This window comes from Streptomyces sp. NBC_01508, from assembly GCF_045040315.1.
Taxonomy (GTDB): Bacteria; Actinomycetota; Actinomycetes; order Streptomycetales; family Streptomycetaceae; genus Streptomyces.
The window spans coordinates 4453482-4478280 of the sequence record NZ_CP109419.1; the positions used below are offsets into that span (position 1 = coordinate 4453482).

General features: G+C 71.2%; 19 protein-coding genes and 1 pseudogene. 10 read left to right on the plus strand and 10 right to left on the minus strand.

The window, feature by feature from the left end; translation table 11 throughout:
• Positions 1–3 precede the first annotated feature (3 nt).
• On the plus strand, positions 4–2289 hold the full coding sequence (locus tag OG700_RS20630; protein WP_405615682.1) for a bifunctional serine/threonine-protein kinase/ABC transporter substrate-binding protein: 2286 nt from the start codon (positions 4–6) through the stop codon (positions 2287–2289).
• 6 nt (positions 2290–2295) lie between these two features.
• On the opposite strand, the gene OG700_RS20635 is transcribed toward OG700_RS20630, so the two are convergent.
• From OG700_RS20635 to OG700_RS20650, 4 genes are all read right to left on the minus strand, one after another.
• Positions 2296–2949, minus strand: a complete 654-nt coding sequence (locus tag OG700_RS20635; protein WP_405615684.1) for a hypothetical protein — start codon at positions 2947–2949, stop codon at positions 2296–2298.
• A gap of 45 nt (positions 2950–2994) precedes the next feature.
• Positions 2995–4161 carry an NAD-dependent formate dehydrogenase gene (locus OG700_RS20640; RefSeq protein WP_405615686.1) on the minus strand — a complete coding sequence of 389 codons (1167 nt, stop codon included), beginning with the start codon at positions 4159–4161 and terminating at the stop codon, positions 2995–2997.
• 114 nt (positions 4162–4275) lie between these two features.
• Complete coding sequence (locus OG700_RS20645; RefSeq protein WP_405621836.1) at positions 4276–5247, minus strand: LysR substrate-binding domain-containing protein; 972 nt, start codon at positions 5245–5247, stop codon at positions 4276–4278.
• Positions 5248–5322: 75 nt separating this feature from the next.
• Positions 5323–5985 (minus strand): NAD(P)-dependent oxidoreductase, encoded by a 663-nt coding sequence (locus OG700_RS20650; RefSeq protein ID WP_405615688.1) that lies wholly within the window; start codon positions 5983–5985, stop codon positions 5323–5325.
• A 111-nt stretch (positions 5986–6096) separates the two neighbouring features.
• On the opposite strand from OG700_RS20650, the gene OG700_RS20655 reads away from it, so the two are divergent.
• Complete coding sequence (locus tag OG700_RS20655) at positions 6097–6516, plus strand: winged helix-turn-helix transcriptional regulator (RefSeq protein ID WP_405615690.1); 420 nt, start codon at positions 6097–6099, stop codon at positions 6514–6516.
• On the opposite strand, the gene OG700_RS20660 is transcribed toward OG700_RS20655, so the two are convergent.
• Positions 6494–7276: a class I SAM-dependent methyltransferase gene (locus OG700_RS20660; protein WP_405615692.1), complete on the minus strand. Its 783-nt coding sequence runs from the start codon at positions 7274–7276 to the stop codon at positions 6494–6496. The two genes, OG700_RS20655 and OG700_RS20660, sit on opposite strands and share 23 nt — an antisense overlap.
• A 398-nt stretch (positions 7277–7674) precedes the next feature.
• Between OG700_RS20660 and OG700_RS20665 the strand changes: the two genes are divergently transcribed.
• Together OG700_RS20665 and OG700_RS20670 are read left to right on the plus strand one after the other, a co-directional pair.
• A complete protein-coding gene (locus OG700_RS20665; RefSeq protein ID WP_405621838.1) occupies positions 7675–8868 on the plus strand; it encodes a sensor histidine kinase in 1194 nt (397 codons plus the stop codon).
• Positions 8865–9515, plus strand: a complete 651-nt coding sequence (locus OG700_RS20670; RefSeq protein ID WP_405615694.1) for a response regulator — start codon at positions 8865–8867, stop codon at positions 9513–9515. Before OG700_RS20665 ends, OG700_RS20670 begins: the two co-directional genes overlap by 4 nt.
• A gap of 150 nt (positions 9516–9665) precedes the next feature.
• Here the strand turns inward: OG700_RS20670 and katG are convergent, their stop codons facing one another.
• Positions 9666–11897, minus strand: coding sequence for a catalase/peroxidase HPI (gene katG, locus OG700_RS20675; RefSeq protein WP_405615696.1), 2232 nt, complete (start codon positions 11895–11897; stop codon positions 9666–9668).
• Between the two features lie 318 nt (positions 11898–12215).
• Here katG and OG700_RS20680 point away from each other — a divergent pair, with 318 nt between their 5' ends.
• On the plus strand, positions 12216–12626 hold the full coding sequence (locus OG700_RS20680) for a Fur family transcriptional regulator (protein ID WP_405615698.1): 411 nt from the start codon (positions 12216–12218) through the stop codon (positions 12624–12626).
• A gap of 196 nt (positions 12627–12822) precedes the next feature.
• Here OG700_RS20680 and OG700_RS20685 read toward each other — a convergent pair whose 3' ends face one another.
• A complete protein-coding gene (locus tag OG700_RS20685; RefSeq protein WP_405615700.1) occupies positions 12823–13635 on the minus strand; it encodes a VOC family protein in 813 nt (270 codons plus the stop codon).
• A 243-nt stretch (positions 13636–13878) separates the two neighbouring features.
• Here OG700_RS20685 and OG700_RS20690 point away from each other — a divergent pair, with 243 nt between their 5' ends.
• Entirely contained in the window at positions 13879–14334 is a 456-nt protein-coding gene (locus OG700_RS20690) for a DUF1801 domain-containing protein (RefSeq protein WP_405615702.1), read from the plus strand.
• Positions 14335–14533: 199 nt separating this feature from the next.
• On the opposite strand, the gene OG700_RS20695 is transcribed toward OG700_RS20690, so the two are convergent.
• Positions 14534–17059 carry an SdrD B-like domain-containing protein gene (locus OG700_RS20695; protein ID WP_405615704.1) on the minus strand — a complete coding sequence of 842 codons (2526 nt, stop codon included), beginning with the start codon at positions 17057–17059 and terminating at the stop codon, positions 14534–14536.
• 229 nt (positions 17060–17288) lie between these two features.
• On the opposite strand from OG700_RS20695, the gene OG700_RS20700 reads away from it, so the two are divergent.
• Complete coding sequence (locus OG700_RS20700; RefSeq protein ID WP_405615706.1) at positions 17289–18032, plus strand: hypothetical protein; 744 nt, start codon at positions 17289–17291, stop codon at positions 18030–18032.
• Between the two features lie 48 nt (positions 18033–18080).
• Here the strand turns inward: OG700_RS20700 and OG700_RS20705 are convergent, their stop codons facing one another.
• Positions 18081–19436, minus strand: coding sequence for a right-handed parallel beta-helix repeat-containing protein (locus OG700_RS20705; RefSeq protein WP_405615708.1), 1356 nt, complete (start codon positions 19434–19436; stop codon positions 18081–18083).
• Positions 19437–19523: 87 nt separating this feature from the next.
• Between OG700_RS20705 and OG700_RS20710 the strand changes: the two genes are divergently transcribed.
• On the plus strand, positions 19524–20681 hold the full coding sequence (locus OG700_RS20710; RefSeq protein WP_405615711.1) for a Dyp-type peroxidase: 1158 nt from the start codon (positions 19524–19526) through the stop codon (positions 20679–20681).
• 502 nt (positions 20682–21183) lie between these two features.
• Positions 21184–22719 (plus strand): alanine/glycine:cation symporter family protein, encoded by a 1536-nt coding sequence (locus OG700_RS20715; protein ID WP_405615713.1) that lies wholly within the window; start codon positions 21184–21186, stop codon positions 22717–22719.
• 81 nt (positions 22720–22800) lie between these two features.
• Here the strand turns inward: OG700_RS20715 and OG700_RS20720 are convergent, their stop codons facing one another.
• The gene (locus tag OG700_RS20720; RefSeq protein WP_405615715.1) at positions 22801–23592 is read right to left on the minus strand and encodes an alpha/beta fold hydrolase; all 792 of its coding nucleotides are present in this window, start codon (positions 23590–23592) and stop codon (positions 22801–22803) included.
• 684 nt (positions 23593–24276) lie between these two features.
• On the opposite strand from OG700_RS20720, the pseudogene OG700_RS20725 reads away from it, so the two are divergent.
• Positions 24277–24429 (plus strand): annotated as a pseudogene (locus OG700_RS20725) (site-specific integrase); the annotation flags it as partial.
• Between the last annotated feature and the right edge of the window lie 370 nt (positions 24430–24799).

Consider the following 24799-nt stretch of genomic DNA (forward strand, 5'->3'; position numbering starts at 1 on the left):
CGCATGGCTGGCAGTGGGCCGTTCGGGCCGCTGAAGGCGGCCGACCCGCCCGCCGTCGGCGGCTACCGGCTGCTCGGCCGGCTCGGCGCGGGCGGCATGGGCGTGGTGTATCTGGCGCGTTCGGCGGGCGGCGTGCTGGTCGCGCTGAAGGTGATCCGCGCCGAGTACGCCGCCGACCACGGCTTCCGGGTCCGCTTCCGGCGCGAGGCGGAGGCGGCGGGGCGGCTCGCCGGGCGCTGGGTGGTGCCGGTCGTCGCGGCGGCGGCCGAGGCGCGCGAGCCCTGGCTGGCCACGGCCTTCGTGCCCGGTCCCTCGCTGGCGGAGGCCGTCACGTCGTACGGGCCGCTGGCCACGCGGACCGTACGTGTCCTCGGCGCCCGGCTGGCCGAAGCGCTCACCGAGGTGCACGAGGCGGGGCTCGTGCACCGCGACGTCAAGCCGGGCAATGTCCTGCTGGCCCTGGACGGCCCCCGGCTCATCGACTTCGGGATCGCCCGCTCCACCGGTGCCACCGCGCTCACCGCGAGCGATGTGGTGATCGGGTCGCCCGGCTATCTGTCGCCCGAGCAGGCGCGGGCGCGGGTCGGTGAACTCGGCCCGCCGAGCGACGTGTTCTCGCTGGGGTGTGTGCTGGCGTACGCGCTGACGGGCCGCAGACCGTTCGGTACGGGCTCGTCGGCGGCCGTTCTGTTCCGTACGGTCCACGAGGAGCCGGACCTCGACGGCGTACCGCGCGAACTGCTCGACCTGTTGACGGCCTGTCTCGCCAAGGACCCGGGGGACAGGCCGGGTTCGGGGGAGGTACGGGAGGCGCTGGCGGACGCGGGGGACGTGGGGGACGCGGCGGGCGGGGGTTGGTTGCCGGCCGCGCTGACCCGGCTGGTCGCCGAGCGCTCCGCCGCCGTACTGGCCCTGCCGGACCCGGACCCGGACCCGGCACCGGCACCGGCACCGGACCCCGAACCCACGCCGGACCCGGAAGCCGCCACCATCACGGCCGCACCCGCACCCGCACCCGCACCCGCCGCCTCCGAGGGGCTTTCGCGCCGCCGGCTGCTCACCCTCGCCTCTGCGGCCGGGGTCGTCGCGGTCGGCGGTGGAGTGGCGGCCTGGGCGGCGTTCCGGCCGGCGAACGGCGGCACCGGCAAAGGCACTTCGGGAGGCACTGGCTCCCTGCCGCGCCACGTCGTCGGGCTCCAGGCCGACCTGTCCGGCCGGGACAAGGCGGCGGGCCGCGCGCAGGAACGGGGCGCCCGGCTGGCGGTCGCCGACCACAACTCCCGTGCGGACCGCCCCTTCGACCTGGCGCTGAGGGTGCTGGACGACGGCGGGGAGCCGAAGCGGGCGGTGGAGGTGGCGGGGACGTTCGCCGCCGACCGTGCCGTGCGCGCGGTGATCGGCCCGACCGGCACCGCCGGGGCCGAGGCGACCGTCGCCCGCTACCAGAAGGCACTGCTGCCACTCGTGACCGTCTCCTGCGACACGGCGTCGTTCAGCGCGTCGTCCGAGCGGGCGTTCTTCGAACTGAGACCGGACGGGAACGCGCTGGACGCGGCATTCGTCGACTACCTCGTGCGCGTCCGGGACGCCCGCAGGACCGTGCTCGTCGACGACCGGGCGGCGGGCCGGGTCAGCGAGTTGCTGGCCCTCGACCTGTCCGGCTTCCTGGCCGACCAGGACGGCACGACCGTCACCCGCGCCGTGCCCGCCGACAGCGACGACTTCGGGCCGGTTGCCGCCGCCGTGAGCGCCGCGGGCGCCGACTCGGTGGTGTACGGCGGGACGTCACCGCGCCGGGCGGCTCTCTGCGCCCGCGCGCTGGCGGACGCGGGCTTCCGGGGCGTGGGGATGGCGCCGGAGTCGGCGCTCGGGGCGGAGTTCGTCGCCGGGGCGGGCGCGGCGGCCGAGGGGTGGGTGTTCGTCACGACGTATGTCGGCCCGGCTGAACTGGCCGCCGCGAAAGGGTTCGTGGCGTCGTACGAGCGGCGTTATGGCCCGCGCGGGGGACAACAGGCGCCCACGCGTGGGCTGTTCGCGGTCGAGCCGTACGCCCTGGAGGCGTACGACGCGCTGAACTTCGTCGCACGCGGGATGCGTGAGCTGGCCGCCACCGGCGTGGAGCGGGGCGCGATGGTGCGCCGGCTTCGCGGTCTCACCTTCAAGGGTCTGTCGCGGACGATCGAGTTCGAGGACTCGACAGGCGCGTTCGTCCACACCAACGGTCTCTTTCTGCACCAGGTGGAGGACGGCGAGGCGCACTTCCTCGGCCGCGTCGGTGAGACGACGTAGCCCTCCTCACTCCTCCCGCGCCCGCGCCCTCGCCCTCGCCCTCGCCCAGGCGAGGTAGTCGGCCACCACCTCGGGCGGGTTGGCCGCCTCGGCGAGGTCCGGCTCGTATCCGGCCCGGTACATGTCGAACGGCACAATCGGCACGGGGCGGCCGAGGACTTCCGTGAGCTTTCCGCTCGTGTGCAGATGGCGGGCGAGGTCGACGCAGGCGTCGTCGAAGTGCGCGACGAGCAGTTTGTCCCGCGCCTCCCGCTCCTCCCGCGCCCCGTTCTCGTTCCCGTTCCCGTCTTCCGGGTCCAACTCCTCATACCAGAGGCCGAGTTCCTTGATCTCCGCGAGGTGCGGGGCCGCTCCGGCCGGATCGTCCGTCGCCGGTTCGGGACCGTGACCGACGATGCCCGTCGTCTCGTCCAGCGGCCAGTACGCGTAACTCCAGCGCACGTCGCCCGGGTCAGGGCTCCCGCCCCCACCACCGCCCAGCACGCGCCGTACCTCGCTCTCGGTGTTGTAACCGATCGCGAGGTACGGGTGCCGCCGGTCGAACGAGTCGTGCCGCCAGATCCGGAAGGAGATCACGTAGATCTCGCCCCTGAGCGGCACCGGAAGCGCCTCCAGTGTCCGCTCACCCACCCGCCGCGTGTGCTCCTGGAAGGCTGTCATGAGGCGCACGATCCCATACGGCGGAAGACCGGAACGCGCCGGGTTTCAGACCTGCTTCGTGGTGGAGTACGAGTGCGCGCCCGTACCGGCGAGCGCCCCGCCCTCCACGATCAGATACTCGTCACGGATGGGATTCCCGGCGAAGTACGACTTCAGGATCTCCCGCGTGCCGGCCGCGTACCGCGCCTGCGCGGAGAGCGACGAGCCCGAGATGTGCGGCGTCATCGCGTGGTGCGGCATGGTGCGCCACGGGTGGTCGGCCGGCGCGGGCTGCGGGTACCAGACGTCGCCGCCGTACCCCGCGAGCTGCCCGCTCCGCAGCGCGCGGTCGACGGCGTCGCGGTCCACGATCTTCGCGCGGGCGGTGTTGATGAGGTACGCGCCGCGCTTCATGGTGCCGATGAGCTTGTCGTCGAACAGGCCCTCGGTCTCCGGGTGCAGCGGCGCGTTGATGGTGACGACGTCGCAGTGCGGCACCATGTCGGCGGTCGACTCGTGCCAGGTGAGGTTCAGCTCCCGCTCGGCCGCCTTCGGGAGCCGGTGGCGGTCGGTGTAGTGGAGCTGTACGTCGAAGGGGGCGAGGCGGCGCAGGACGGCGAGTCCGATGCGGCCGGCCGCGACCGTACCGACGTGCATGCCCTCCAGGTCGTACGAGCGTGAGACGGCGTCCGCGATGTTCCAGCCGCCGTCGAGCACGATCTGGTGCGAGGGGATGAAGTCGCGTACGAGGCCGAGCACCGTCATCACCACGTGCTCGGCGACGCTGATGCTGTTGCAGTACGTCACCTCGGCGACGGTGACGCCGTGCGAGATGGCGGCGTCGAGGTCCACGTGGTCGGAGCCGATGCCGGCGGTGACGGCGAGCTTGAGGTTCTTGGCGGTGGCGATGCGCTCCGCCGTCAGATAGGCCGGCCAGAACGGCTGGGAGATCACGATGTCCGCGTCGACCAGCTCGCGGTCGAAGACCGATCCGGCGCCTTCCTTGTCGGACGTGACGACGAGGGTGTGGCCGCGGCTCTCCAGGAAGGAGCGGAGGCCGAGTTCACCGGAGACGCTGCCCAGCAGATGACCGGGGGTGAAGTCGGTGCCCTCGGGGGTGGGGGTGGTCTGGCCGCCCGGGTAGTGGTCGATGACCGGGAGGTCGTCGCGGGCGTAGGTGGTGGGCCGGCCGTCGGTCGGGTCGTCGTACAGCACACACAGGATCTTGGCCATGACGTTGCGGCTCCTCGTCCGTTGCTGCGGAATGCTTCGGAAGGTGCCTCCCACGGTGTGTCCTGGCGTCGACCCTGGTCAAAGCGATCCTTTCTATGCCGGGATAGACGCGGGCTATCGCAACGGCGGCAACGGCGGCTCCGGCGGCCGGTCCGGCTCCTGAGGTGTGAGGTACGTGTCGAGCAGGCCGTCCAGCACCTCGCGCAGGCTCACCCGGCGCGCCGTCTCCAACAGCGCCTTCGCCAGCACCGGTTCGGGACTGCGGTCGGCGATGACCAGTCCCACGCGCGGCCCGTGCGCCGGGTGCTCCAGCGGGACCACGCGCATCGCGGCGGGCACGCCGAACATGTGCAGCCAGGCGTGCGAGATGACGCTCGACCACCGCCCCGCCGCCATGTGCGTGTAGAGGCCCGCGACGGTGTCGGTCTCGATGGACGGGGTGACGGTCGCGCCCTCGGCGGCGAAGTACTCGTCCATGATGCGGCGGTTGCGCATCTGCGGCGACAACAGGCACAGCGGCAGCCCGGCCACCTCGGCCCAGCGCACCGAACGCTGTTCGGCGAGCGGGCCGTCGTGCGGGGTGAGGAGCAGATACCGCTCCTCGTAAAGCGGCGTCCTGCGGACCTGGCGCAGGCTTTCGTCGTCCAGATACGTGAGCGCGATGTCCAGCTCGAAGGAGGTCAGCCGCCGCGTGATGTCGCGCGACGACAGCGACTCCAGCGAGACGCGGACGAGCGGGTGCTGCTCGCAGAACGGAGTGGTCAGCAGGGACGCGGCGGTCAGGGCGGTGGGGATGGCGCCGAGGCGCAGCGTGCCGGTGAGGCCGCCGCGCATGACGGACAACTCGTGTCGCAGCGCGTCGCGTTCGGCGAGGATCCGGTGCGCCCACAGCAGCACCCGCTCGCCCTCGGGCGTCAGTCCCTCGAAGCGCCGGCCGCGGCGCACGATGGGCACGCCCAGTTCGTGCTCCAGCTTGCGGATCGCGGCGGAGAGCGAGGGCTGCGACACGAAGCAGGCGTCGGCGGCCCGCGCGAAGTGCCGCTCGCGGGCGAGCGCGACCAGATACTCCAGTTGCCGCAGAAGCACGACGACCCGCGCCTCCTTCCTCGTACCTGCCAGGCCATCCTCACGCATCGGGGGCGGTTGCGGTACGGAACGGGCTCAGGTCGTCTCGACGCCGATGTGCGTGCGGTGGTGGCGGGGGCTGTCGATCTCGTCGATCAGCGCGATCGCGAAGTCGGCGTACGAGATGCGGGAGGCGGCGTCGCCGGGGGCCGTACGGTACGCACCGGTGCGGGCGCCGTCGTGGTCGAAGTCGCCCGAGGGGCTGAGGACCACCCAGTCGCACGCGTCGGCCGGGGAGGCGCGCAGGACGTCCGTCCCGGCGGCGTGGCCCAGGAGGAAGCCGCGGTGTTCCTGGGGGTAGCCGGGGGTGTCCAGCAGGAGCGTGCCGGACGCGGTCTCCAGGTTCGAGGCCAGGCCGACTCCCACGAGCCGGCGGACACCGGCGCGGGCGAGGCCGTCGAGGAGGGCGCGGGAGGCGGCGGGGTAGAGGAGACCGGGCTCGGCGGCGGGGTCGTAGACGCTGCTGATCGCGGCGGTGTGGCCCTGCGCGAGCGTCGCGACGGTGTCGGCGTCGGTGACGTCGCCCTCGACGATCCGGACGGTGTATTTGCCGCCGTCACCGCTGTACGCCTCTTCGAGACCGGCGTGCCTGGCCGCGTCCCGTACGACCGCGGTGACCTGGTGACCGCGCCCCACGGCCTCCGCGACGGCGGCCCGCCCGCCCCTGCCGCCCGCACCGAAGACAATGATCTGGCTCATGGGTTCCCCTGAGTCCGATGGCCGGTCCCGATGCCGGCCGCTGTTCCCGGACGATAGGCAAGGCCCCGGTTACCGAAGGGGTACCGGGCGGGCCGCGGCTACCCTGGAACGGTGACCGAGCCCCTGGATCCCGACATGTTCGACCCGGTCTGCCCGTCCACGCTCTCCCCGATCCGCTTCGGCGACAAATGGGCCGGCCTGATCATCCGCTGCCTCGAACGGGGCCCGCGCCGCTTCTCGGAGCTGCGGATCCCGCTGCGCGGCATCACCGCGAAGGTGCTCACGCAGTCGCTCCGCGCCCTGGAACGCGACGGCCTGATCGCCCGCACGCCCCACCCCGAACCGGTGCGCCGCGTCGACTACACGCTCACGCCCCTGGGCCGTAGCCTCCTCGTCCCGATGGACGCGGCGTGCGCGTGGACGGGGGAGCACTGGGAGGAACTGCTGGACGCCCGCGAGGCGTTCACGGCGGAGACGGTGGGGGCATCGCCGCGTTCGTCGGCCGTTGTCAGCCCTGTCGGCCGTGGGTGACGCGGATCTTCGACTGGCCGTGCGGCAGTTCCTCCCAGTCGGCCATGAAGCGGGCCGTCAGGCCGTGCTGTTCGGCCAGGGTGATCAGCGTCTCGGTGCGGTAGTAGAAGTCCTCCCGCAGCACCTGGTGTTCCTTGCCCTCCGTACGGTCGAAGGTGAAGTCGAACCAGCCGCCCGGTGCCAGCACCCGGCCGATGTGGGCCAGGCACTCGTCGATCACCGGGAGCGGTGAGTGCGAGAAGACGCTGTGCGCGTGGATCACGTCGAAGTGGGCGTCGGGGAGGAACCTCAACTTCAGGTCGCGGACCGGGGTGAGGGTGGGGAGCCGGTCCTGCAGGCCCCGGTGCACCAGTGTGTCCTGGGCGGCGGCGAGTATGTCGGGGGAGATGTCGACGCCGTAGTAGTGCCCCGGCTCCAGGTGGCCGATGAACCGCCAGCCCGCGCGGAGGTTGCCGCAGCCGATCTCCAGCATCCGGTGTTCGGGGCGCAGGCCGTGGCCGAGGAGGTAGTCGAACTGCATCGAGCCGAGGGCCAGCCAGCGCTCGTGGCTGCGGCTGCCGACCGCCGCGTCCGGGTCGGCGCGGGTGTCGGAGCGCATCACGGCGCGGTAGTACGAGATGTGGTCCGGCCAGCGGTAGCGCAGCCAGGTGTCGCGGGCCGCGCGGGCCAGGTAGCGCGGCGCCCGGTCCGGGTGGCGCAGGGCGTAGGCGACGCGGTGGCCGAGGGCGGCACGGTTGACGGTGACGTTCTTGGCGGGCATGTGCGATTCCCTTGTGTGCGGGCGAGGATGGGGCGGCGACGGGGGTGTTGTCACCAGCCTCGGGCCGGTGCGGGCACGGCGGTACGGCGTAGCGGCTCCGGTTCGCGGGCGGTACGGGCGACAGCCGTGTCAACCGATCGGCTGATGCGAGGCGTTGGCGGGCGGGGTCAGGACTTGCCAGGAGGGCGACGGCGAGCCGCGCGACGGAGGGGGCACCAGTGGGGCGTACGAAGGCGGCTAGAGCTACGGCTACGGCTACGGCGATGACGACGGCGACAGCGACAGCGACAGCGACGACGCAGCACCCGCACCCGCCCGAGCGCGCGGGCACGGCCGTAGGCCTCGGCGCGGGTCCGCCCGAGCGGGCCGACCCCGACCGGCGGTGGCTCACGGCCGTCATGCACGCCGCGTTCCTGCTGCTCCTGGGCGCCTCGCTCGCCCGCTATCTGATCCGGCACGAGGGCGGGGCGCACACCGGCCAAGTCGTCGCGCTGTTCGCCGTGTTCGGGCTGCTCTATCTCCTCGGACGGTTCCTGGCGCCCCCGCCGCACTCCGGTACGCGCCCCGACACCCGCTATCTGGTCTGGGTGGGCGCCGTGCTGGCGGTCTGGGTCGTGCTGCTCGCGCTCGCGCCGAGCGCCGCGTGGTGCGCGATGCCGCTCTTCTTCACCGGCCTGCACACCCTGTCGACGCGGACCGCCGTATCGCTCGCCGCCGTACTGACACTGCTGGTCGTGGCGTCCAAACTGCGCTTCGCGCAGGGCGAGTTCGACCCCAACGCGGTGCTCGCCCCGCCGGCCGTCGCCGCCGTCGGCACCGCCGTACTGATCCATCTCAAACGCCAGGCGGCCCGGCAGCGCGCGCTGATCGACGACCTGGTCCGTACCCGCCGCGACCTCGCCGCCACCGAACGCCGGGCGGGCATCCTGGCGGAGCGGCAGCGGCTGTCCACGGAGATCCACGACACCCTCGCGCAGGGCCTGTCCAGCCAGCAGATGCTGCTCCAGGCCGCCGCACGCGTCTGGCGGAGCGACCCGGACGCGGCGCGTGGACATGTGCGGGACGCGGCCGGGATCGCGTCCCGCGGCCTCGCCGAGGCGCGCCGGTTCGTCCACGACCTGGCCCCGCCCGACCTCGCCGAGCACACGCTGGCCCCGGCCCTGGGCGCGCTCGCCGACCGCGAGAACGGCGCCGGGCTGACGGTGGTCTTCCGCCTTGACGGCGCCCCGGGCCCACTGCCGGAACGGGTCGAGGCGGCGCTGCTGCGCATCGCGCAGGGCGCGCTGGCGAACGTGCGCGAGCACGCCGGGGCGACGCGCGCCGCGCTGACCCTGACCTGCCTGGACGATCAGATCTCCCTGGACATCGCCGACGACGGCCGCGGTTTCGCCGTCACGGCGGACGGCACGCCCGCTGCCACGCCCGCTGCCCCGACAGGCCGCCCCGGGCGCGGGCACGGGCTGCCGGCCATGCGGGTCAGAACCCGGCAGTTGGGCGGCACGCTCACCGTGGAGTCCGAGCCGGGCGAGGGCACGGTGGTGTCGGCGGCCGTACCTCTCGCACCCAACACGTCGGGAAAGGCCGCAACATGACAACTCCCGTACGGCTCCTGCTGTGCGACGACCACGCGGTGGTACGCGCCGGCCTGCGCGCGCTCCTGTCCAGTACCGACGGCATCGAGGTGGTCGGCGAGGCGGGCAGCGGCGAGGAGGCGCTGGCGGTGGCGGCGCGCGTACGGCCCGACGTCGTCCTGATGGACCTCCAACTCGGCGACGGCATGGACGGCGTGGCGGCCACCAGGCAGCTGCTCACGGGCGACGCGTACGGCTCCGCGGCCACGGGCGGACCCCGCGTACTGGTGCTCACGATGTTCGACACGGACGCCGACATCACCCGCGCCATCGAGGCGGGCGCCACGGGCTACCTGCTCAAGGCGGAACAGCCGGAGGAGCTGTTCGCCGCCATCCGCGGCGCGGCGTCGGGCCGCGCCACCCTCTCGCCCCCGATCGCGGACCGCGTCCTGGCCCAACTGCGCAGCCCGCGCCCGACGTTGTCCGAACGGGAGCGGGAAATTCTCCAGCAACTGGCACGCGGCCTGGGCAACCGCGACATCGCCCGTGCGCTGTTCATCAGCGAGGCGACGGTGAAGACCCATCTGGGCCGTATCTACGCCAAGTTGGGGGTCGACACCCGCTCGGGCGCGGTGGCACTGGCGAAGGAACAGCGCCTGTTGCCCTGATGCCCGCCCGCACACGGAAGACGGCCGGGCCGGCCCGCGAGTACGGGCCGCCCCGGCCGTCATGATCAGTCGAAGTCCGAAAGGTCAGGAGGAGTCCGAAGGATCAGAGGTCGGACGACGTCACCGGACGTCAGCCGTCGTCGGACGACGTCAGACGAGGTCGAACCGGTCGAGGTTCGTGACCTTGGTCCACGCCGCGACGAAGTCGCTGACGAACTTCTCCTTCGCGTCGTCGCTCGCGTAGACCTCCGCCACCGCGCGCAGCTCCGAGTTGGACCCGAAGACCAGGTCGGCGCGGCTGCCGGTCCACTTGACCTCGCCGGTGGCGGTGTCGCGGCCCTCGAACGTGTTCTGGTCCTCGGACGTCGACTTCCACTCCGTACCCAGGTCGAGCAGGTTGACGAAGAAGTCGTTGGTCAGCGATCCGGGGGTCGCGGTCAGGACGCCGAGCGACGACTGCTGGTGGGTCGCGCCCAGGACGCGGAGGCCACCGACGAGGACGGTCATCTCGGGGGCGCTCAGGGTCAGCAGGTTCGCCCGGTCGAGCAGCAGGTACTCGGCGGGCAGCCGGTGGCCCTTGCCGAGGTAGTTGCGGAATCCGTCGGCGACCGGCTCCAGCGCGGCGAACGACTCCACGTCGGTCTGCTCCTGCGACGCGTCCGCGCGGCCCGGCGTGAACGGGACCTCGACGTCGAAGCCGGCGGTCTTGGCGGCCCGCTCGACGGCCGCGGATCCGGCGAGCACGATCAGGTCGGCGAGCGAAACCCGCTTGCCGCCGTTGTCGGCGGTGTTGAAGCTCTCCTGGATGCCTGCGAGCGTACGGAGCACCGTGGCCAGCTCGTCGGGGTCGTTGGCCTCCCACCCGCTCTGCGGTTCGAGGCGGATACGCGCGCCGTTGGCGCCGCCGCGCTTGTCGCTGCCGCGGAAGGACGAGGCCGACGCCCAGGCGGTGGAGACGAGTTGGGACACCGGCAGGCCCGAGGCGAGGATCTGCTCCTTGAGGGTGTCGATGTCCTCGGCGTCGACCAGCTCGTGGGTCACCTCGGGCAGGGGGTCCTGCCACACCAGCGTCTCGGCCGGGACCTCCGGGCCGAGGTACTGCGAGACCGGGCCCATGTCGCGGTGGGTCAGCTTGAACCAGGCGCGGGCGAAGGCGTCCGCGAACTCCGCGGGGTTGGCGAGGAAGCGCCGCGAGATCTGCTCGTACGCCGGGTCGACGCGCAGCGCGAGGTCGGTCGTCAGCATCGTCGGGGCGTGGCTCTTCGACGCGTCGTGGGCGTCGGGGACGGTGCCGGCCCCGGCGCCGCCCTTCGGCCGCCACTGGTTGGCGCCCGCCGGGCTCTGGAACAGCTCCCACTCGTGGCCGTACAGGATCTCCAGGAAGCTGTTGTCCCAGGTGATCGGGGTGTTCGTCCAGATGCCCTCAAGACCGCTGGTGATCGTGTCGCCACCCTTGCCGGTGCCGTGGCTGTTCTTCCAGCCGAAGCCCTGCTGCTCGATCGGGGCTGCCTCGGGGTCGTCGCCGACACTGTCCGCCGGGCCCGCGCCGTGGGTCTTGCCGAAGGTGTGGCCGCCCGCGATGAGCGCGACCGTCTCCTCGTCGTTCATCGCCATCCGGCGGAACGTCTCACGGATGTCGCGAGCCGAGGCGAGCGGGTCCGGAGTGCCGTTCGGGCCCTCCGGGTTGACGTAGATGAGGCCCATCTGGACCGCGCCGAGGGGGCTTTCCAGATTCCGGTCACCGCTGTAGCGCTTGTCGTCGAGCCAGACCTTCTCGGGACCCCAGTAGACGTCCTCCTCGGGCTCCCAGACGTCCGCGCGACCGCCGGCGAAGCCGAAGGTGTCGAAGCCCATCGTCTCCAGGGCGACGTTGCCGGCGAGGATCATGAGGTCGGCCCAGGACAGGTTCTGGCCGTACTTCTTCTTGACCGGCCAGAGCAGGCGACGGGCCTTGTCGAGATTCCCGTTGTCCGGCCAGCTGTTGAGGGGGGCGAAGCGCTGCTGGCCGGCCCCGGCGCCGCCGCGGCCGTCGCTGATGCGGTAGGTGCCCGCGCTGTGCCACGCCATCCGGATCATGAACGGGCCGTAGTGGCCGAAGTCGGCCGGCCACCAGTCCTGCGACGTCGTCAGGACCTCCGCGATGTCCTGCTTCACGGTGGGGAGGTCGAGGGACGTGAACGCCGCGGCGTAGTCGAACTCCTCGCCGAGGGGGTTCGCCACGGCGGGGTTCTTGGCGAGGATCTTCAGGTTGAGCCGCTCGGGCCACCACTCGCGGTTTCCGCCGCCCTGGGTCGGATGCGGGGCCCGCCCGTGTGCGACCGGGCAGCCCCCCGCGTCCTCCGACTTCGCGTCTACGACGATTGCATCATGGTTCTCAGACATGGGAATCCTTCCGGACCGGGCGGAGCACTGTGCTCAGGTGAGGGTGTGGCCGTCGGACGCGGCCGGGCAGGGCTGCCCCCGCCGACCGGCTTGACGCGGCGTACGGGCTCTGCCGCGTGAGCGCGTGGGGAGCCCCACCCGCGACGTTCCTTGGCTATTCGCCGGAACCGATCCTACGATGGACGGAGTCCAAGTCAAGAAGTGCACTAAACGTATGGCCAGCCATAATACGTGTGTCCCCGGATGTACCTCGGATGTGCTCCGGATGTGCTCCGGGTGCACTCGGGGTTTCTCGCCAACGTGAACAGGTGAACCGACATGAGCGACCTGCTGGAGCGACTGCGCGAGCGCGGCTGGCGGATGACCTCCCAGCGCCGTGTCGTGGCACAGGTCCTCGACGGCGACCACGTGCACCTCACGGCCGACGAGGTGCACGCCCTCGCGACCCGGCGGCTGCCCGAGATCTCCCGGGCGACCGTCTACAACACCCTGGGCGAACTGGTCTCCCTCGGCGAGGTGATGGAGCTGTCCACCGAGGGCCGCGCCAAACGCTACGACCCCAACGCCCACCACCCGCACCAGCACCTGGTGTGCTCCAGCTGCGGCACGATCCGCGACGTCCACCCGGCCGGCGACCCACTGGCCGGCCTCCCGGCGGCGGAACGGTTCGGCTTCACGGTCTCCGAGGTCGAGGTCACCTACCGGGGCCTGTGCCCGTCCTGCGACTAGGGCGTGTTGCGAAAGTAGCGCCGTCCGCCCGAAGGGCGGGGCCGACGGCGTCTGGTGCGTGCGATCGCAAGGCGGAGGATCGTTCTCGTACTGGACGTACTTGGATGATTCCGACAACGCGGCGAGTGCGCGTGCCAGGCGTCGTCGGCCAGGCGGGACTTTCGAAACACGCCCTAGGGTCTGTCGGGCAGGCCGGTCACGCGTGCGTGGTGATCCTCCACCGGTTGCCGTCGGGGTCGGTGAACTGCCCTGCGTACTCGCCCTGTTCGGTCCGGGCCGCCGCGCCGGTGACCCGGCCGCCGGCGGAGCCCGCGGCGGCGAGAAGCGCGTCGACGTCGTCACGGGAAGCGGCGGTGTGGGTGAGGACGAGCGCGGAGAAGCCGTCGCCCCGCTCGTCGACACCGGCGTCCTTGGCGAGGGCCTTGCGTGTCAGCAGGCCCAGCCGGCACACGCCCTCGGCGATGGTGAAGTCGATGAACTTGTCGCCGTAGTCGCGGTCGACGCTCATACCCAGCGCCTCGTAGAACTCCTTGGACACGTTCGGGCTGGCGACGCCGAGGTAGAGGGCGGTCTCGGTCGGCTTCGGCGGGCCGGGGACGAGACCCGTGTCCTTCTTGGCGGCGGCGGCCAGCTTCCAGACGACCCCGTCCGGTGTCCGGCAGACGGCGCTGAACTCGCCGAAGAACTCCTTCTTCGCCGGCTTGACGACCGTCGCGCCATGGGCGGTGGCGGCGTCGAGGAGGGCCTTGACCTCGGCGGGCCGGCTGACGATGGAGGACAGGACGTGGCCGCGGAAGCCCGAGGTCGCCGGGTCCGTGCCGGAGTCGGTGGCGAGCGCGTCGATCTGGTGGAGGGCGAGCTGTCCGGTGCCGTGCAGGTCCAGGCCGGCGGTCCGGTCGCCGGCGGTGGCAGTGGGAGTGGCTGTCGATGAGAACGCGGACGTGTAGAAGGCGCGTGCGGCTTCTACCTGCGGTACACCGAGAGTGATGATGTCGAGCGAGAGTGCCATCGGGTGTGTCTCCTTCATACGGTCGGGCGTCGGCCGATCCGGCGTTGGGAGCCGTTCGGGGTCATGGCTGTCACGCTAGGGAGAACCACCGGTCGCGGGCTTCTTGATTCCTGACCGATCCGGTCGGTCACCCGATCGGCCGGACCCGGCGAGCATCGGTCAGGATTCAAGAAGCGCCAGGTCTCTCGGCACGGCTAGCGTCGGAAACACTGCACACCGATCACAACCTGGAGGGTGACGGCGATGAGCGCGAACACCAGCGAGAAGAACACGGACGGCTTCTCCGACGAGGAACGTGCCGCCATCAAGCAGCGCGCCGCCGAACTGAGGAAGGAGGCGAGCGGCGGCCGTGGCAACAAGGCGGCCGCCGCGGAACTCGACGTGCTGTCGAAGATCGCGGAGATGGAGCCCCCGGACCGCGCGGTCGCCGAACGCATCCACGTCATCGTCACCACCAACGCCCCTGAGCTGTCGCCGAAGCTGTGGTACGGACAGCCGGCCTACGCAAGGAAGGGGAAGGTCGTGTGCTTCTTCCGCAGCGGGCACGTCGACAAAGAGCGCTACTCGACCTTCGGCTTCACCCCCGAGGCGAACCTCGACGACGACAGCGGCCTGTGGCCCACGTCGTACGCCGTGACCGAGCTGAGCGACCGGGCCGAGAAGGCGATCACCGCCCTCGTCAAGAAGGCCGTGAGCTGACACCACGCGAGTGCCGCCCGACCCTTCCGGGGATCCGCGTCGCCGACCGCGACCGCGACCGCGCACGGTGAAGACCCCCTGGAAACCGCCGTACGAGGTTGCCGACGCACGTGGAAGGGCCGCCCCACCGCGGACGGTGATCGAGCCGGTCATGCCGACGGGCCGGTGCGGCGCACCGGCCCGTCGGGGATTTCGGGTGTCAGTGGTGCCTGGCGCGCCGCTTGCGGCTGACGAGGACGACTGTCGCACCCGCACCGAGCAGCAGTGCGACGAGGGCGAGGATCTCTCCCATGCCGGACGTGCCGGTGTTCGCGAGTGAACCCGGTGGCCCGCCGGCCGGTGTCGGGTCGTTGGGCACCACGCCGGTCGGGGGCACCGGTGTCGGGGACCCGGGAGGCGTGGGTGTCGGGGACGGGGACTCGGGCGGTGTGGGTGACGGGGACGGGGACGGCGGTTCCGCCTCCGGGATGTACACGCCGGCGTCGATCGTGTGATCGACCCCTCCCGCTGTGGTCGGCGCGGTGACCGGGGCGGACCCGTCGCACAGCCGCCCGGTGGTCGGCGGGGTGACATTGGAGTCATGTACCCGGTCGTCACCGGTCCGCGGCAGGGTGAACCGCAGGTCGGTGGCGGCAGGCTGCCCCGGCACGTCGCTGGTGTCCGCGGTGCACACATCGAACTGCACGGTGTATTTGCCGCCCGGCGTCAGCTCGTACTCCGCGCCGACACCACCGAAGTAGTACTCACCGGCGGCATCGGTCGTGGTCGTGGCGACCTTCTCGCCGTCGGCGTCCAGCAGGTTGATCGTCGCACCCGGCAGCAGCACCTGCCCGGGGTCCTGGATGCCGTTGTGGTCGCCGTCGAACCACACCACGTTGCCGATCTGGATCGGTGCGTTCGCCGCGGCGTACGCGATGTCGCCGAGACCACCGGCCTTGCCGAACCCGTTCTGGTTCGGACCCACGAACTCGTACGCGTTGTTGACCGGGTCGTTGCCGGGGCCGAGGCCGGTGGCGACGTCGTAGTAGCCGGTTCCGCTGGTGGCGACCCGGCCGGTCGGGTCCATCTGCGTGCTGACGACCCACTGCTGCTGCGGGATGTAGGCGACCGATCCCAGCGACGACTCCTGGTGCGGCCCGGGCTGGGTCGCGGAGCCGCCGTTCGGGAAGAAGTCACCCGGGAAGTACTCGACGACGCCGGGGGGCTGGACACCGTCGAGGGTGGGGTCCGTGGCGTGGTCGGCGCAGTCACCGGTGCCTTCCCACTCGTACCCGCCGGTGGGTGTTGCGCAGGCCATGTTGATGTCGCCGCCGGCCATGCCGCTCTGCGGGGTGTCGTTGCCCGGCCTCGGATCCAGCCCGCCCCAGCCCACGACGTCCATGAACCGGTCGCGGAAGCCGAGGATCAGCGAGCCGTCGCGGGCGAAGGCCAGACTGGCCAGCTCCGGCTGCGGATCCATGATCCAGCCGCTCACGGTGTGGCCGTCCCAGTCCGCGAGGTCGGTGTTCCACGGGTTCCAGTGGTTGACCTGGTCGTTGCCGGAGGTGCCGGTGAGTACGGCTCCGCGCTCGAAGGCCAGCGGCTGGGACAGCACGGTGGTGAACTTCTCGCCGTCGTAGGTGGCGACGACGGCCTTCAGGTCCGCGCGTTTCTGGGTGCTCTCCGCGCTGCACACACCCCCGACATGCAGGGTGTTGTTGTTGACGGCCACGCTGAACGGACGCCAGTCGTCCGCCGACGCGCAGCCCGGGTCGGGGATCGGCACGGTCGCCTCGGGCGCCGAGGCCGTGGGCTTGGTCGCGTCGAAGCTGACCAGGCTGCGGGTGAGCAGGTTCACCGCGTACAGGGTCGAGCCGTCGTCCGACAGGGCAAGGCCGCCGACGCTCTCCTTGCCCGGTGCGTCGGTGAACCCGGCGTCCTTGATCAGGTTGCCGGTGTCGTGCGCCGTCTTGGTGGCGCCCGGCACCTTCGCGAACAGCTTCGTGGCGCTTCCGTCGGCCGCCACGGTGTAGATCGCGTTACCGCCGTCCGGCCCGTACTCCGTGTACCGCCGGGCGAAGGACGACTGGAAAAGCTGCTCGCGGTACCTGTCGTAGGCCAGCCCGTAGGTCGTGCCCACCTGGTCCTGGGTGTTGATCACCTCCGGGCATGCCTGCGGGTCGGGGCAGTTGCCGCGGGCGTCCGTCCCGAACGCCACCAGGGCCCGGGTCTCCGTACCGGTGGCGCCGCTCTGGATCGGCACGAAGTAGCGGGAGTCGGGCAGTGCGTAGTCGGCCGGGTCCCAGACGCCGGTGATCACCGAGTCGTCCTGGCCGTCCGAGACGTCGACGAACGTGGTGAAGCTGTCGAAGTGGTTCGGCGCGGTCGAGGCGGGCGCCGCCCGCAGATAGTCGCTGTAGGGCGCCGGGACGGTGACATCGACCCGGTACCGGCCGCCGGCCAGCTCGTTCGACGGCGGCACGATGACCCTTCCGGTGACATCCGTGACACCGGTGATCTGGTTGCCGGCGGAGTCGGCGACCTCGACCTTCATGCCCCGCTGCGGCACGTCCATGGTCGAGTTGATCACGCCGGTGCCGAAGAAGTCCCGTAGTACCTGGACGGTGAGGGTGCCGTCGGAGGCCGAAGCGTCGGCCTGCCCGGCGCCGGTCAGAATCGTGCCCGCGCCGCCCCCCACCAGTAAGAGGCCGGACAGCCCCAACCGCACCACTCCACGTAATGACATGGCACTCCTCTACCTCGTCCTACGCTGATGCCGACTCGGCAAATGCAGGGGTGAGCATATGAGTTGACCGTGAGTCATGTCTCGTAAACGCAGAGTTTGGGGGTGGCCCGCCGGAGACCTGTTACAGTCCCGCCGCGTGCGGAGCATCAGAACGCGGAGCGTCAACAGCAAGCAGAGTCGCCCGGGGCGCGAGACGGGCCGGCGCCGCCGGTGGCCGAAGTTACGCTGGGTGGCAGCCGCCGTCATCGGTGTCACCGCCGCCGTGACCACCACCTTCGTCCTCCTCGGCGACAGCGACAGCGACGGCCCCGCCGCCCCGCGTGCGCTGACCTCGGACGAGGTGAACCGGCTGGCGATCACGCGGTTCCTCAACTACCAGGCGGGAGGCCGGGCGGTGAGGATAACCGTGCCGAATCCCGCCGGCGGGCTGGTCGTCACCGGATCCGTCGACTACCGCACCCATACCGGTTACGGGGTGGTGCGCGGGACCGGGCGCGACACGTCCAGCGACGGGCTGATCCGGTGGACGGCCACCACCGTCCTCGTCCACCCCATGACAGACCCCCCGGCGGCCGCACCGGCGTCGCCGCCCGCGTCCGGTTGGCACAGCCGTCCGCTGCGGACGTCCGGCATGACCCTGGACAGCTCGCTGGCCATCGCGCTCCGCCTCGGCAACGACCGGCCGGACAACTCCGTACTGCTGTCGCAGAGCGGCGCCTCGTGGGCCGGGCGGGACCGGGTGCGCGGCCATCGGACGGACATCATGAACGGGCCGGACGCCGACAGCGAGGCCGGTACGGCGGGCAGCGAGGCCAGTACGTCAGGCAACGTGCGCTACTGGATCGACTCGGACGGCACCATGCACCGGGTTCAGGCCACCATCGCCTCCGAGCCGCAGCCGGTGGTCTACGACTTCGACACCCAGAAGTACGTCCCCGTCCAGCCGGTCCCCGGAACCAAACCGGCGCCGTAGCCGCCCTCACGGGGTCCCTTCCACAGGGTCCGTCTTACGGGGTCCGCCTTACGGGGCTCGCACCCGCGCACCGGCGGCGAGCAGCGACGGCGACGGCAGCGCGACGTCCCCGATGTCCGGCAGCGCCGGAACGTCCGGCACGACGGTGGCACCGGCGCTGGTGGCCTGCGGGAACTGCGGCTGCGGGCCGGGCGCGGCCACGTCGGTGAACGCGATGCCCGCAGGCGCCGTCGGACTCGCCCAACTGCCGGAGGGTGTGGGCGACTTGGCGGGAACCGGGCAGGACGCGGACTCCGCGAGCCCGGCGGGTACGGTCTTGCGAAGCGCGTTCCCCCGCAGGCAGTTGCCCTGTCCACGGGTGGCGGTGGGGAACGTCCAGCCGACGTCGACGCCGTTGGCGGCGAAGGTGTTGTCCGTGATCCGGTTGCGGTCCGCCGTCAGGTCGGCGGTCGCGGTGATCATGAGCCCGGCGTTGGTGTTGCCGGTGATCCGGTTGCGGATGAACTGGTTGTCGCTGCCGCCGTCGACGCCGATACCGATGCCCCAGCCGCCGTCGGCCTGTTCGGGGGTCCGCGTCTGCTGGTTGTCCGCGATCAGGTTGCCGGCGACGACGGCTTCGCGTTGCGGGAGCAGCTTCTCCTGGTGGTCGGAGTTGGTGGTCAGTCCGACGCGGTTGCCGGCCAGCCGGTTGCCGACCACGTACATGTCGCCGCCGGCGTTGGTGCCTTCGTAGCCGACCGCGTTGAGTTCGGAGACGTTGTCCCGCACCACGATCCGGCACGGCTTGCACTGGCCGACATAGATTCCCGAGTCCGCCGCGCCCGATGTGTAGGAGTGCTCGATGACACCGTTCTGCGCGGAGAACGCGTAGATGCCGTACAGACCGTTACGGGTCGCGGTCACGTGCGAGACCACGAACGACTTCAGGAAGCTGACGGGTTCGTCACCGGTGTCGTAGCCGCCGCTCCCCGGCAGCCCGGCGACCGCCGCCGCCGAACCGGTGACCAGCACCCCGTTCTGCGTGTTCTTCCGCACGGTCAGGTTCTCCACGGCCACCCCGGGCGCGGTGACGACCACCCCGTTCGGGCGACGCAACTGCCCGTCGACAACCACCTTGTCCCGGGACTCGCCCCGCAGCGTGACGCGGGCCGTGTCGATCTTCACCGACTCGTGGTACACACCCGCGGCCACCAGCACCAGGTCGCCGGGCCGGGCCAGGGACACCGCGTCCGAGATCGTCGGGGCGTCGCCGGGCACCCGGATCGTCACCCGCGCACCGTCCGGCCGCCGGCCCTCGCCCGATCCGTCGTCGTCGCCACCATCGCCATCGCCACCGCTACAGCCGGTCACCAGCGTCAGTACGCCCAGTATCGCCGCCATCACCCGAAGTGCTGATCGAGACATGATCTCAGTCTGGCACGACGGCGAAATCCCCGCCGGGAAAGGGAAGTTGAGCGGCGGACACGAGGCGGCTGTGGCACTGTGCACCTCATGCCCCGCGACGACCGCCACCCGTCACGCCGCGCGTTCCTCGATGTCACCGGCGGCGCGTTGGCCGCCGGTCTCATCACCGGGTGCTCGTCGGACTCCCCCCAGCCGGACCGGCCCGTCCCTTCCACGGCGCCCACGCCCAAGCCGGTTCCGGCCGCGGGCCGGCATCAGGCGGGCGTCACGCTTCCCCGGTCGGCCCAGCGCAACCTGCTGGCCCTGGTGGCCGACCTCGGTCCCGAGGTGGCGCCAGGCCCGCTGCTGGCCGAACTCGGCGAGGCCATCCGCACCCTGACCGCCGGGTCCGACCCGCGGTTGCTGGGCCTGTCCCCGGGCGACCTGACCGTGACCGTCGGCGCGGGTCCGCGACTGGTACGGACGGCCGGTGCCGCACTGCCCGGCGCGACCGACCTCCCGCGGTTCTCCCGCGAGCGGATCGCCTCCCGGGCCCGCGGCGGTGATCTGCTGTTGCAGATCTGCGCCGACGACGCGCCGGTCGTACCGGTCGCCGCCGCCGCACTGCTGGCTCAGGCAGGCGACCGCGTCCGCGAACGCTGGCGGCAGTCCGGACGCCGCGGTACGGACGTGTCCGTCGCCAAGGGCCTCACCGCACCGCGCAACCTGCTCGGTTTCATCGACGGCATCGTGGGCCCGCACACGACCGCCGAGCAGGAACGTGACCTCTGGCTGGCCGGGCCCCCCGAGGTCGCCGGCGGCACCCTGGCCGTACTGCGGCGCATGGAACTCGACCTGACACGGTTCGCCGCCCTGCCCGTCGCCGAGCAGGAGGCGGTCTTCGGGCGGCGCCGTGCCAGCGGCGTACCCCTCTCCGGCGGCACCCCCGCCTCGGCCCCCGAACTCGGCGCCAAGACGCCCGACGGCCGCTATCTCGTCCCCGTGGACGCCCACGTACGCAGGGCGAACCCCACCGCGGTCGGCGTCGGCCACATGCTCCGCCGCTCCTACAGCACCGACGAGCCCGCCCCCGGCCTGCTCTTCATCAGCTTCCAGAACGACCTGCGGACCTTCACGGCGACGCTCACCCGCATGGACACCTCCGACGCACTGCTGCCCTTCACCACCACGACCGCCGGCGCGTCCTTCCTGATCCTCCCCGGCTTCGACAGGCAACACCCGCTCGGCTCCACCCTGTTCGGCTGATCCCGCGCGGTGCCGGGACCCACGGCGCAACCGCGGCCACGCACGCTATGTTCGCCCGGAGGTTCTGCGGGGTCCTGGAACGTCCTGATCTGGGGTGTGACGGGTGCCGAGCCGATCGGATCCCAGCCGCGATGGGGTGGTCCGGCGGGACGCGGCCCCGTTCGCGCGTGTGCGGTCCTTTCTCAACTGGGGCTCAGATCCGTGTAACGATCACGCCCGGTGGGTCCGTGGGCCTCGTGAATGGGTCCGTTCTTGTGACGTGCGTCACCAAAGAGTGCGTAAAGGGCATGGTAGGACTGCACAAATCCGTTTGCCGGACGCTCACTTTCCGGCGGCGATTTCACCGGTGCGCACCGGTGAAACCGGTACACACACCGGGGTGAGTCCGGTCCGGGTCCGCGGATCGGGGTCGCCCTTGACGGTCCCGGACATGGCTGTCTCCCCATGCCTGCCCCCACCCGGCGCACCCTTGCGCGTCGGCCTGCGCTCCCGAGGTAGCCAGATGTCACTTGATTCACTCACCGAGTCGGTCGACGAATCCGTCAGCGGATTCTTCGAACCGATCGCCTCCTGGCTCGGGGAGGTGGTGTTCTACGCCGTTCCCATCGGGAACACGGAACTTCCCCTGATCGTGGCCTGGTTGGTGATCGCGGGCCTCGTCTTCACCGGCTGGTTCGGGTTCGTGCAGTTCCGCCGGTTCCGGCTGGCCGTCGCTGTGGTGCGCGGCAAGTACGACGACAAGTCGGCCGCCGGTGAGGTGAACCACTTCCAGGCGCTCACGGCGGCGGTCTCCGGCACCGTGGGTCTGGGGAACATAGCCGGCGTCGCGGTCGCGGTCAGTATCGGCGGGCCCGGCGCGACGTTCTGGATGATCCTCTGCGGGCTGCTCGGCATGGCCACCAAGTTCGTCGAGGTCACCCTCGGCGTGAAGTACCGGGAGGTGCACGCCGACGGCACCGTCTCCGGCGGCCCCATGCACTACCTCCCCAAGGGCCTGGCCGAACGATTCGGCAGCCGAGGCGCGTCCTTCGGAAAGATCCTCGCCGTGCTCGCCTCGGCGATGATCCTCTTCTTCGGCCTCTTCGGCGGCAACCTCCTCCAGGTCAACCAGAGTTACGCGCAGCTCGTCTCGGTCACCGGCGGCGAGGACGGCGCCATGGGCTCCTCGGCCGGCGCGCTGCTGTTCGGTCTGCTGGTCGCGGCTCTTGTCGGTGTCGTCCTGCTCGGCGGCATCCGCTCGATCGCTTCAGTGACCAGCCGCCTGGTGCCCGCGATGGCCGTGATCTACATCGGGGCCTGCCTGACCGTCATTCTCGTCAACGTGGGCGAGTTGCCCTCCGCCGTCGTCACCATCGTCGAGGGTGCCTTCAACCCGGAGGGTGTCGCGGGCGGTGTGCTCGGCGCGCTCATCATCGGCTTCAGGCGCGCCGCGTTCTCCAACGAGGCCGGGCTCGGATCGGCGCCGATCGCGCACTCGGCCGTCAAGACGAAGCACCCCGCCAGTGAGGGCCTGGTGGCCCTCCTGGAACCGTTCATCGACACGGTGATCATCTGCACCATGACGGCGCTCACCATCGTGATCGCCAACCCCGCGAGCTGGGCCGAGGCACGGACCGGACAGGACATCGGCGGCGTGACGATCACCTCCGACGCCTTCGAGACCGTACTGCCCTGGTTCCCTTACATCCTCACCGTCGCGGTGCTGCTCTTCGCCATCTCCACCGTCCTGACCTGGGGCTACTACGGTCTCAAGGCGTGGTCGTACCTCTTCGGCCGCAGCAGGGCCAGCGAGATCACGTACAAGGTGATCTACACCCTGTTCGCCGTCGCCGGCTCGCTGCTCACCCTCCAGACCCTGATCGACATGGCGGACGCCGTGCTGTTCACGCTGGCCGTCATCAACATCATCGGCCTGTACTTCCTGGCCCCGGTCGTCAAGCGGGAACTTGAGACGTTCCTGGCCTACGTACGCCGGCACGACAGCGGCGAAGCCCAGGACCCGGCCGCGGAGAAGGCTCCGGCCGTTTCCGAATCCTGACGCCTCACCGTTCTCCGGCGCGGCCGGCTCCGATCCCGGAGCCGGCCGCGCCCGTCCGTTCTCCAGCAGCCACCCTGGCACCTACCGGCCGGTGGCACCGCGGCGGACGGCTTCGGCCACCAGGGTGCTGATGCGCTCAGGGGCCTCCTCCGTTGCCAGGTGTCCGGCGCCCGGCAACACGTGCACGCGGGTGCGAAGGCCGCGGGCAGTGGGGGTACGCAGGCGGTCGGGCGGCAGGAAGATGTCGTGTTCTCCGGTGGCGACGAGGTTGACCGCCGTGTTCCTGGCCCGTGCGAAGGCACTGGGCGGCAGTGGTGCGGGGGCAAGGCTGGAGCGGCAGTTGCCCGCGACCAGGGTCATCCATGCGGCGAGTTCCGCTCCCGGAGTGCCGTGCGGCCCGGACATCATCCGCAGCAGGCGCGTGGAGCGTGTGTCGGTGGGGCGCAGCAGCCAGGGCAGGGTTGCCGACAGGACGCTCCGGCCGACTGAAAGCCGTGTCACTCCGGCGGGGGATATCAGGACTCTGCCGCTGATCAGCGGGGAGTCGCAGGCCAGGGCGATACCGCCGCCGAGTGAGTGCCCGAGCAGGATGGCGGGCCGGCCCACGGCGTTGTCCAGGACTTCGCCGAGCCACTGTCCGTAGAAGGCGAGGCGGTGCCGGGACGGCCGGTCCGGGCCGCTGAGACCGGGCTGCCCGGGCACATCGAGGAGGTAGGTGGTCCAGTGCCGGGCGAGTTCGGTCGCCAGGACCAGACTGGTCGCGGCGTTGAAGTTCGTGCCGGGCAACAGGACCACCGCCGGTGCGCCGGAGGGCCGTCGGGCGTCCTCGTTCGCCACGACGAGGTGGGTCGGACCGGCTCGGGTGCTGAGCATCGCCGTGCGGTGCACCGTCGGCCACTGACCGATACGGGTGGTGCACCAGTCGCGGATCCTTTGACGGGCTTCGGCACTTCGGTAGAGGGAGGCCACCGTGCCACTGTCCCAGACGGTCCTTTGCGGTGCGGAGCCACGGCTCCCTCCGCCACCGTCACCAGGCAGGACGCACAGGTGCGTGGCTCAGCGGGGGCCGACGCGGGCTGCCACCCACGGGACGCTCCGGCCGGTGGCTGCCGCGAGCTCGCGCAGGGTGGCGCCCTCGGCTGCACGCTCGCACAGCCACGCCGTGATATTCCGGGCACCGACCCGTTCCGCTGCCCGGAACCCTGTTGGGGGACATCTCGGGGAGAGCGCACCGGAGAATACGGACGCTCTGGGTCAGCCCGAGGTGTTGTCCCCCTGCCGACGGGCCGAGGGCAGAAGGAGGTCCCGCTCCGGGTGGCGCTCGCCAGACACCTTCCCCCGCACCCCGAGGTCGACCCGGGCCGCCTCGTGGAACTCGTTTATCTCGCGGAAGGCGACGCGGTGCGGCTCCCGCCACTTCTCCAAGGTGCCGGTGGTCTTCCCGGTCGTCCCTGCCACGTCTACGCCGTCCGTATCGGCGTCGCCACCGGCGCCCGCATGGAGCGCATCCGGCGCTCGCGCTGGAGAAGCGGCGACTGCTCGTACGTGCCGCTGCGCAAGCCGCTGGGTGGTCCGCTGAGCCCGAACACGGACTACCACGACTGGAAGCGGCTGCTCGAAGACGCGGGGGTTCGGGACGGTCGCCTTCACGACGCACGGCACACGGCGGCAACCGTGCTCATGCTGCTCGGAGTCCCGGCCCGGAAGATCGCCGAAGCGCAACGCGGGTGAGAACAACGTCGAAGGCCCCCGCTGCGAGCAGCGGGGGCCTTCAACTATTGCCCGGTGAGAGCAATGGCGGAGGATACGAGATTCGAACTCGTGAGGGGTTGCCCCCAACACGCTTTCCAACTGTGGTGGTGGGGACTTGGGGTGCGTGCGGGGGCGTCCACCTGCGTTCATGGGTGGCCGGTCGTCTGAGCGGTCACCACCTGCGGTCTCGTCTGAACCGTCGTGAAAGGTGCTGAATGAGACGGAAACTGAGACGGACGGTGGGGACGGGCTCGCTAGCATCTTCGCTGTTTGAAGGGGTGTCATGGCTCTGGTCCGCAGGGGATCACGACGGATCGTTGTCGACGGT

Bases quoted from the DNA above. Each gene is read 5' to 3' on its own strand.
- OG700_RS20715 (WP_405615713.1), top strand. From the start codon at position 21,184: ATGTCACTTGATTCACTCACCGAGTCGGTCGACGAATCCGTCAGCGGA.
- OG700_RS20685 (WP_405615700.1), bottom strand. From the start codon at position 13,635: ATGGCACTCTCGCTCGACATCATCACTCTCGGTGTACCGCAGGTAGAA.
- OG700_RS20695 (WP_405615704.1), bottom strand. From the start codon at position 17,059: ATGTCATTACGTGGAGTGGTGCGGTTGGGGCTGTCCGGCCTCTTACTG.
- OG700_RS20630 (WP_405615682.1), top strand. From the start codon at position 4: ATGGCTGGCAGTGGGCCGTTCGGGCCGCTGAAGGCGGCCGACCCGCCC.
- OG700_RS20690 (WP_405615702.1), top strand. From the start codon at position 13,879: ATGAGCGCGAACACCAGCGAGAAGAACACGGACGGCTTCTCCGACGAG.
- OG700_RS20720 (WP_405615715.1), bottom strand. From the start codon at position 23,592: ATGCTCAGCACCCGAGCCGGTCCGACCCACCTCGTCGTGGCGAACGAG.
- katG (WP_405615696.1), bottom strand. From the start codon at position 11,897: ATGTCTGAGAACCATGATGCAATCGTCGTAGACGCGAAGTCGGAGGAC.
- OG700_RS20705 (WP_405615708.1), bottom strand. From the start codon at position 19,436: ATGTCTCGATCAGCACTTCGGGTGATGGCGGCGATACTGGGCGTACTG.
- OG700_RS20635 (WP_405615684.1), bottom strand. From the start codon at position 2,949: ATGACAGCCTTCCAGGAGCACACGCGGCGGGTGGGTGAGCGGACACTG.
- OG700_RS20650 (WP_405615688.1), bottom strand. From the start codon at position 5,985: ATGAGCCAGATCATTGTCTTCGGTGCGGGCGGCAGGGGCGGGCGGGCC.
- OG700_RS20665 (WP_405621838.1), top strand. From the start codon at position 7,675: ATGCACGCCGCGTTCCTGCTGCTCCTGGGCGCCTCGCTCGCCCGCTAT.
- OG700_RS20680 (WP_405615698.1), top strand. From the start codon at position 12,216: ATGAGCGACCTGCTGGAGCGACTGCGCGAGCGCGGCTGGCGGATGACC.
- OG700_RS20670 (WP_405615694.1), top strand. From the start codon at position 8,865: ATGACAACTCCCGTACGGCTCCTGCTGTGCGACGACCACGCGGTGGTA.
- OG700_RS20640 (WP_405615686.1), bottom strand. From the start codon at position 4,161: ATGGCCAAGATCCTGTGTGTGCTGTACGACGACCCGACCGACGGCCGG.
- OG700_RS20710 (WP_405615711.1), top strand. From the start codon at position 19,524: ATGCCCCGCGACGACCGCCACCCGTCACGCCGCGCGTTCCTCGATGTC.
- OG700_RS20660 (WP_405615692.1), bottom strand. From the start codon at position 7,276: ATGCCCGCCAAGAACGTCACCGTCAACCGTGCCGCCCTCGGCCACCGC.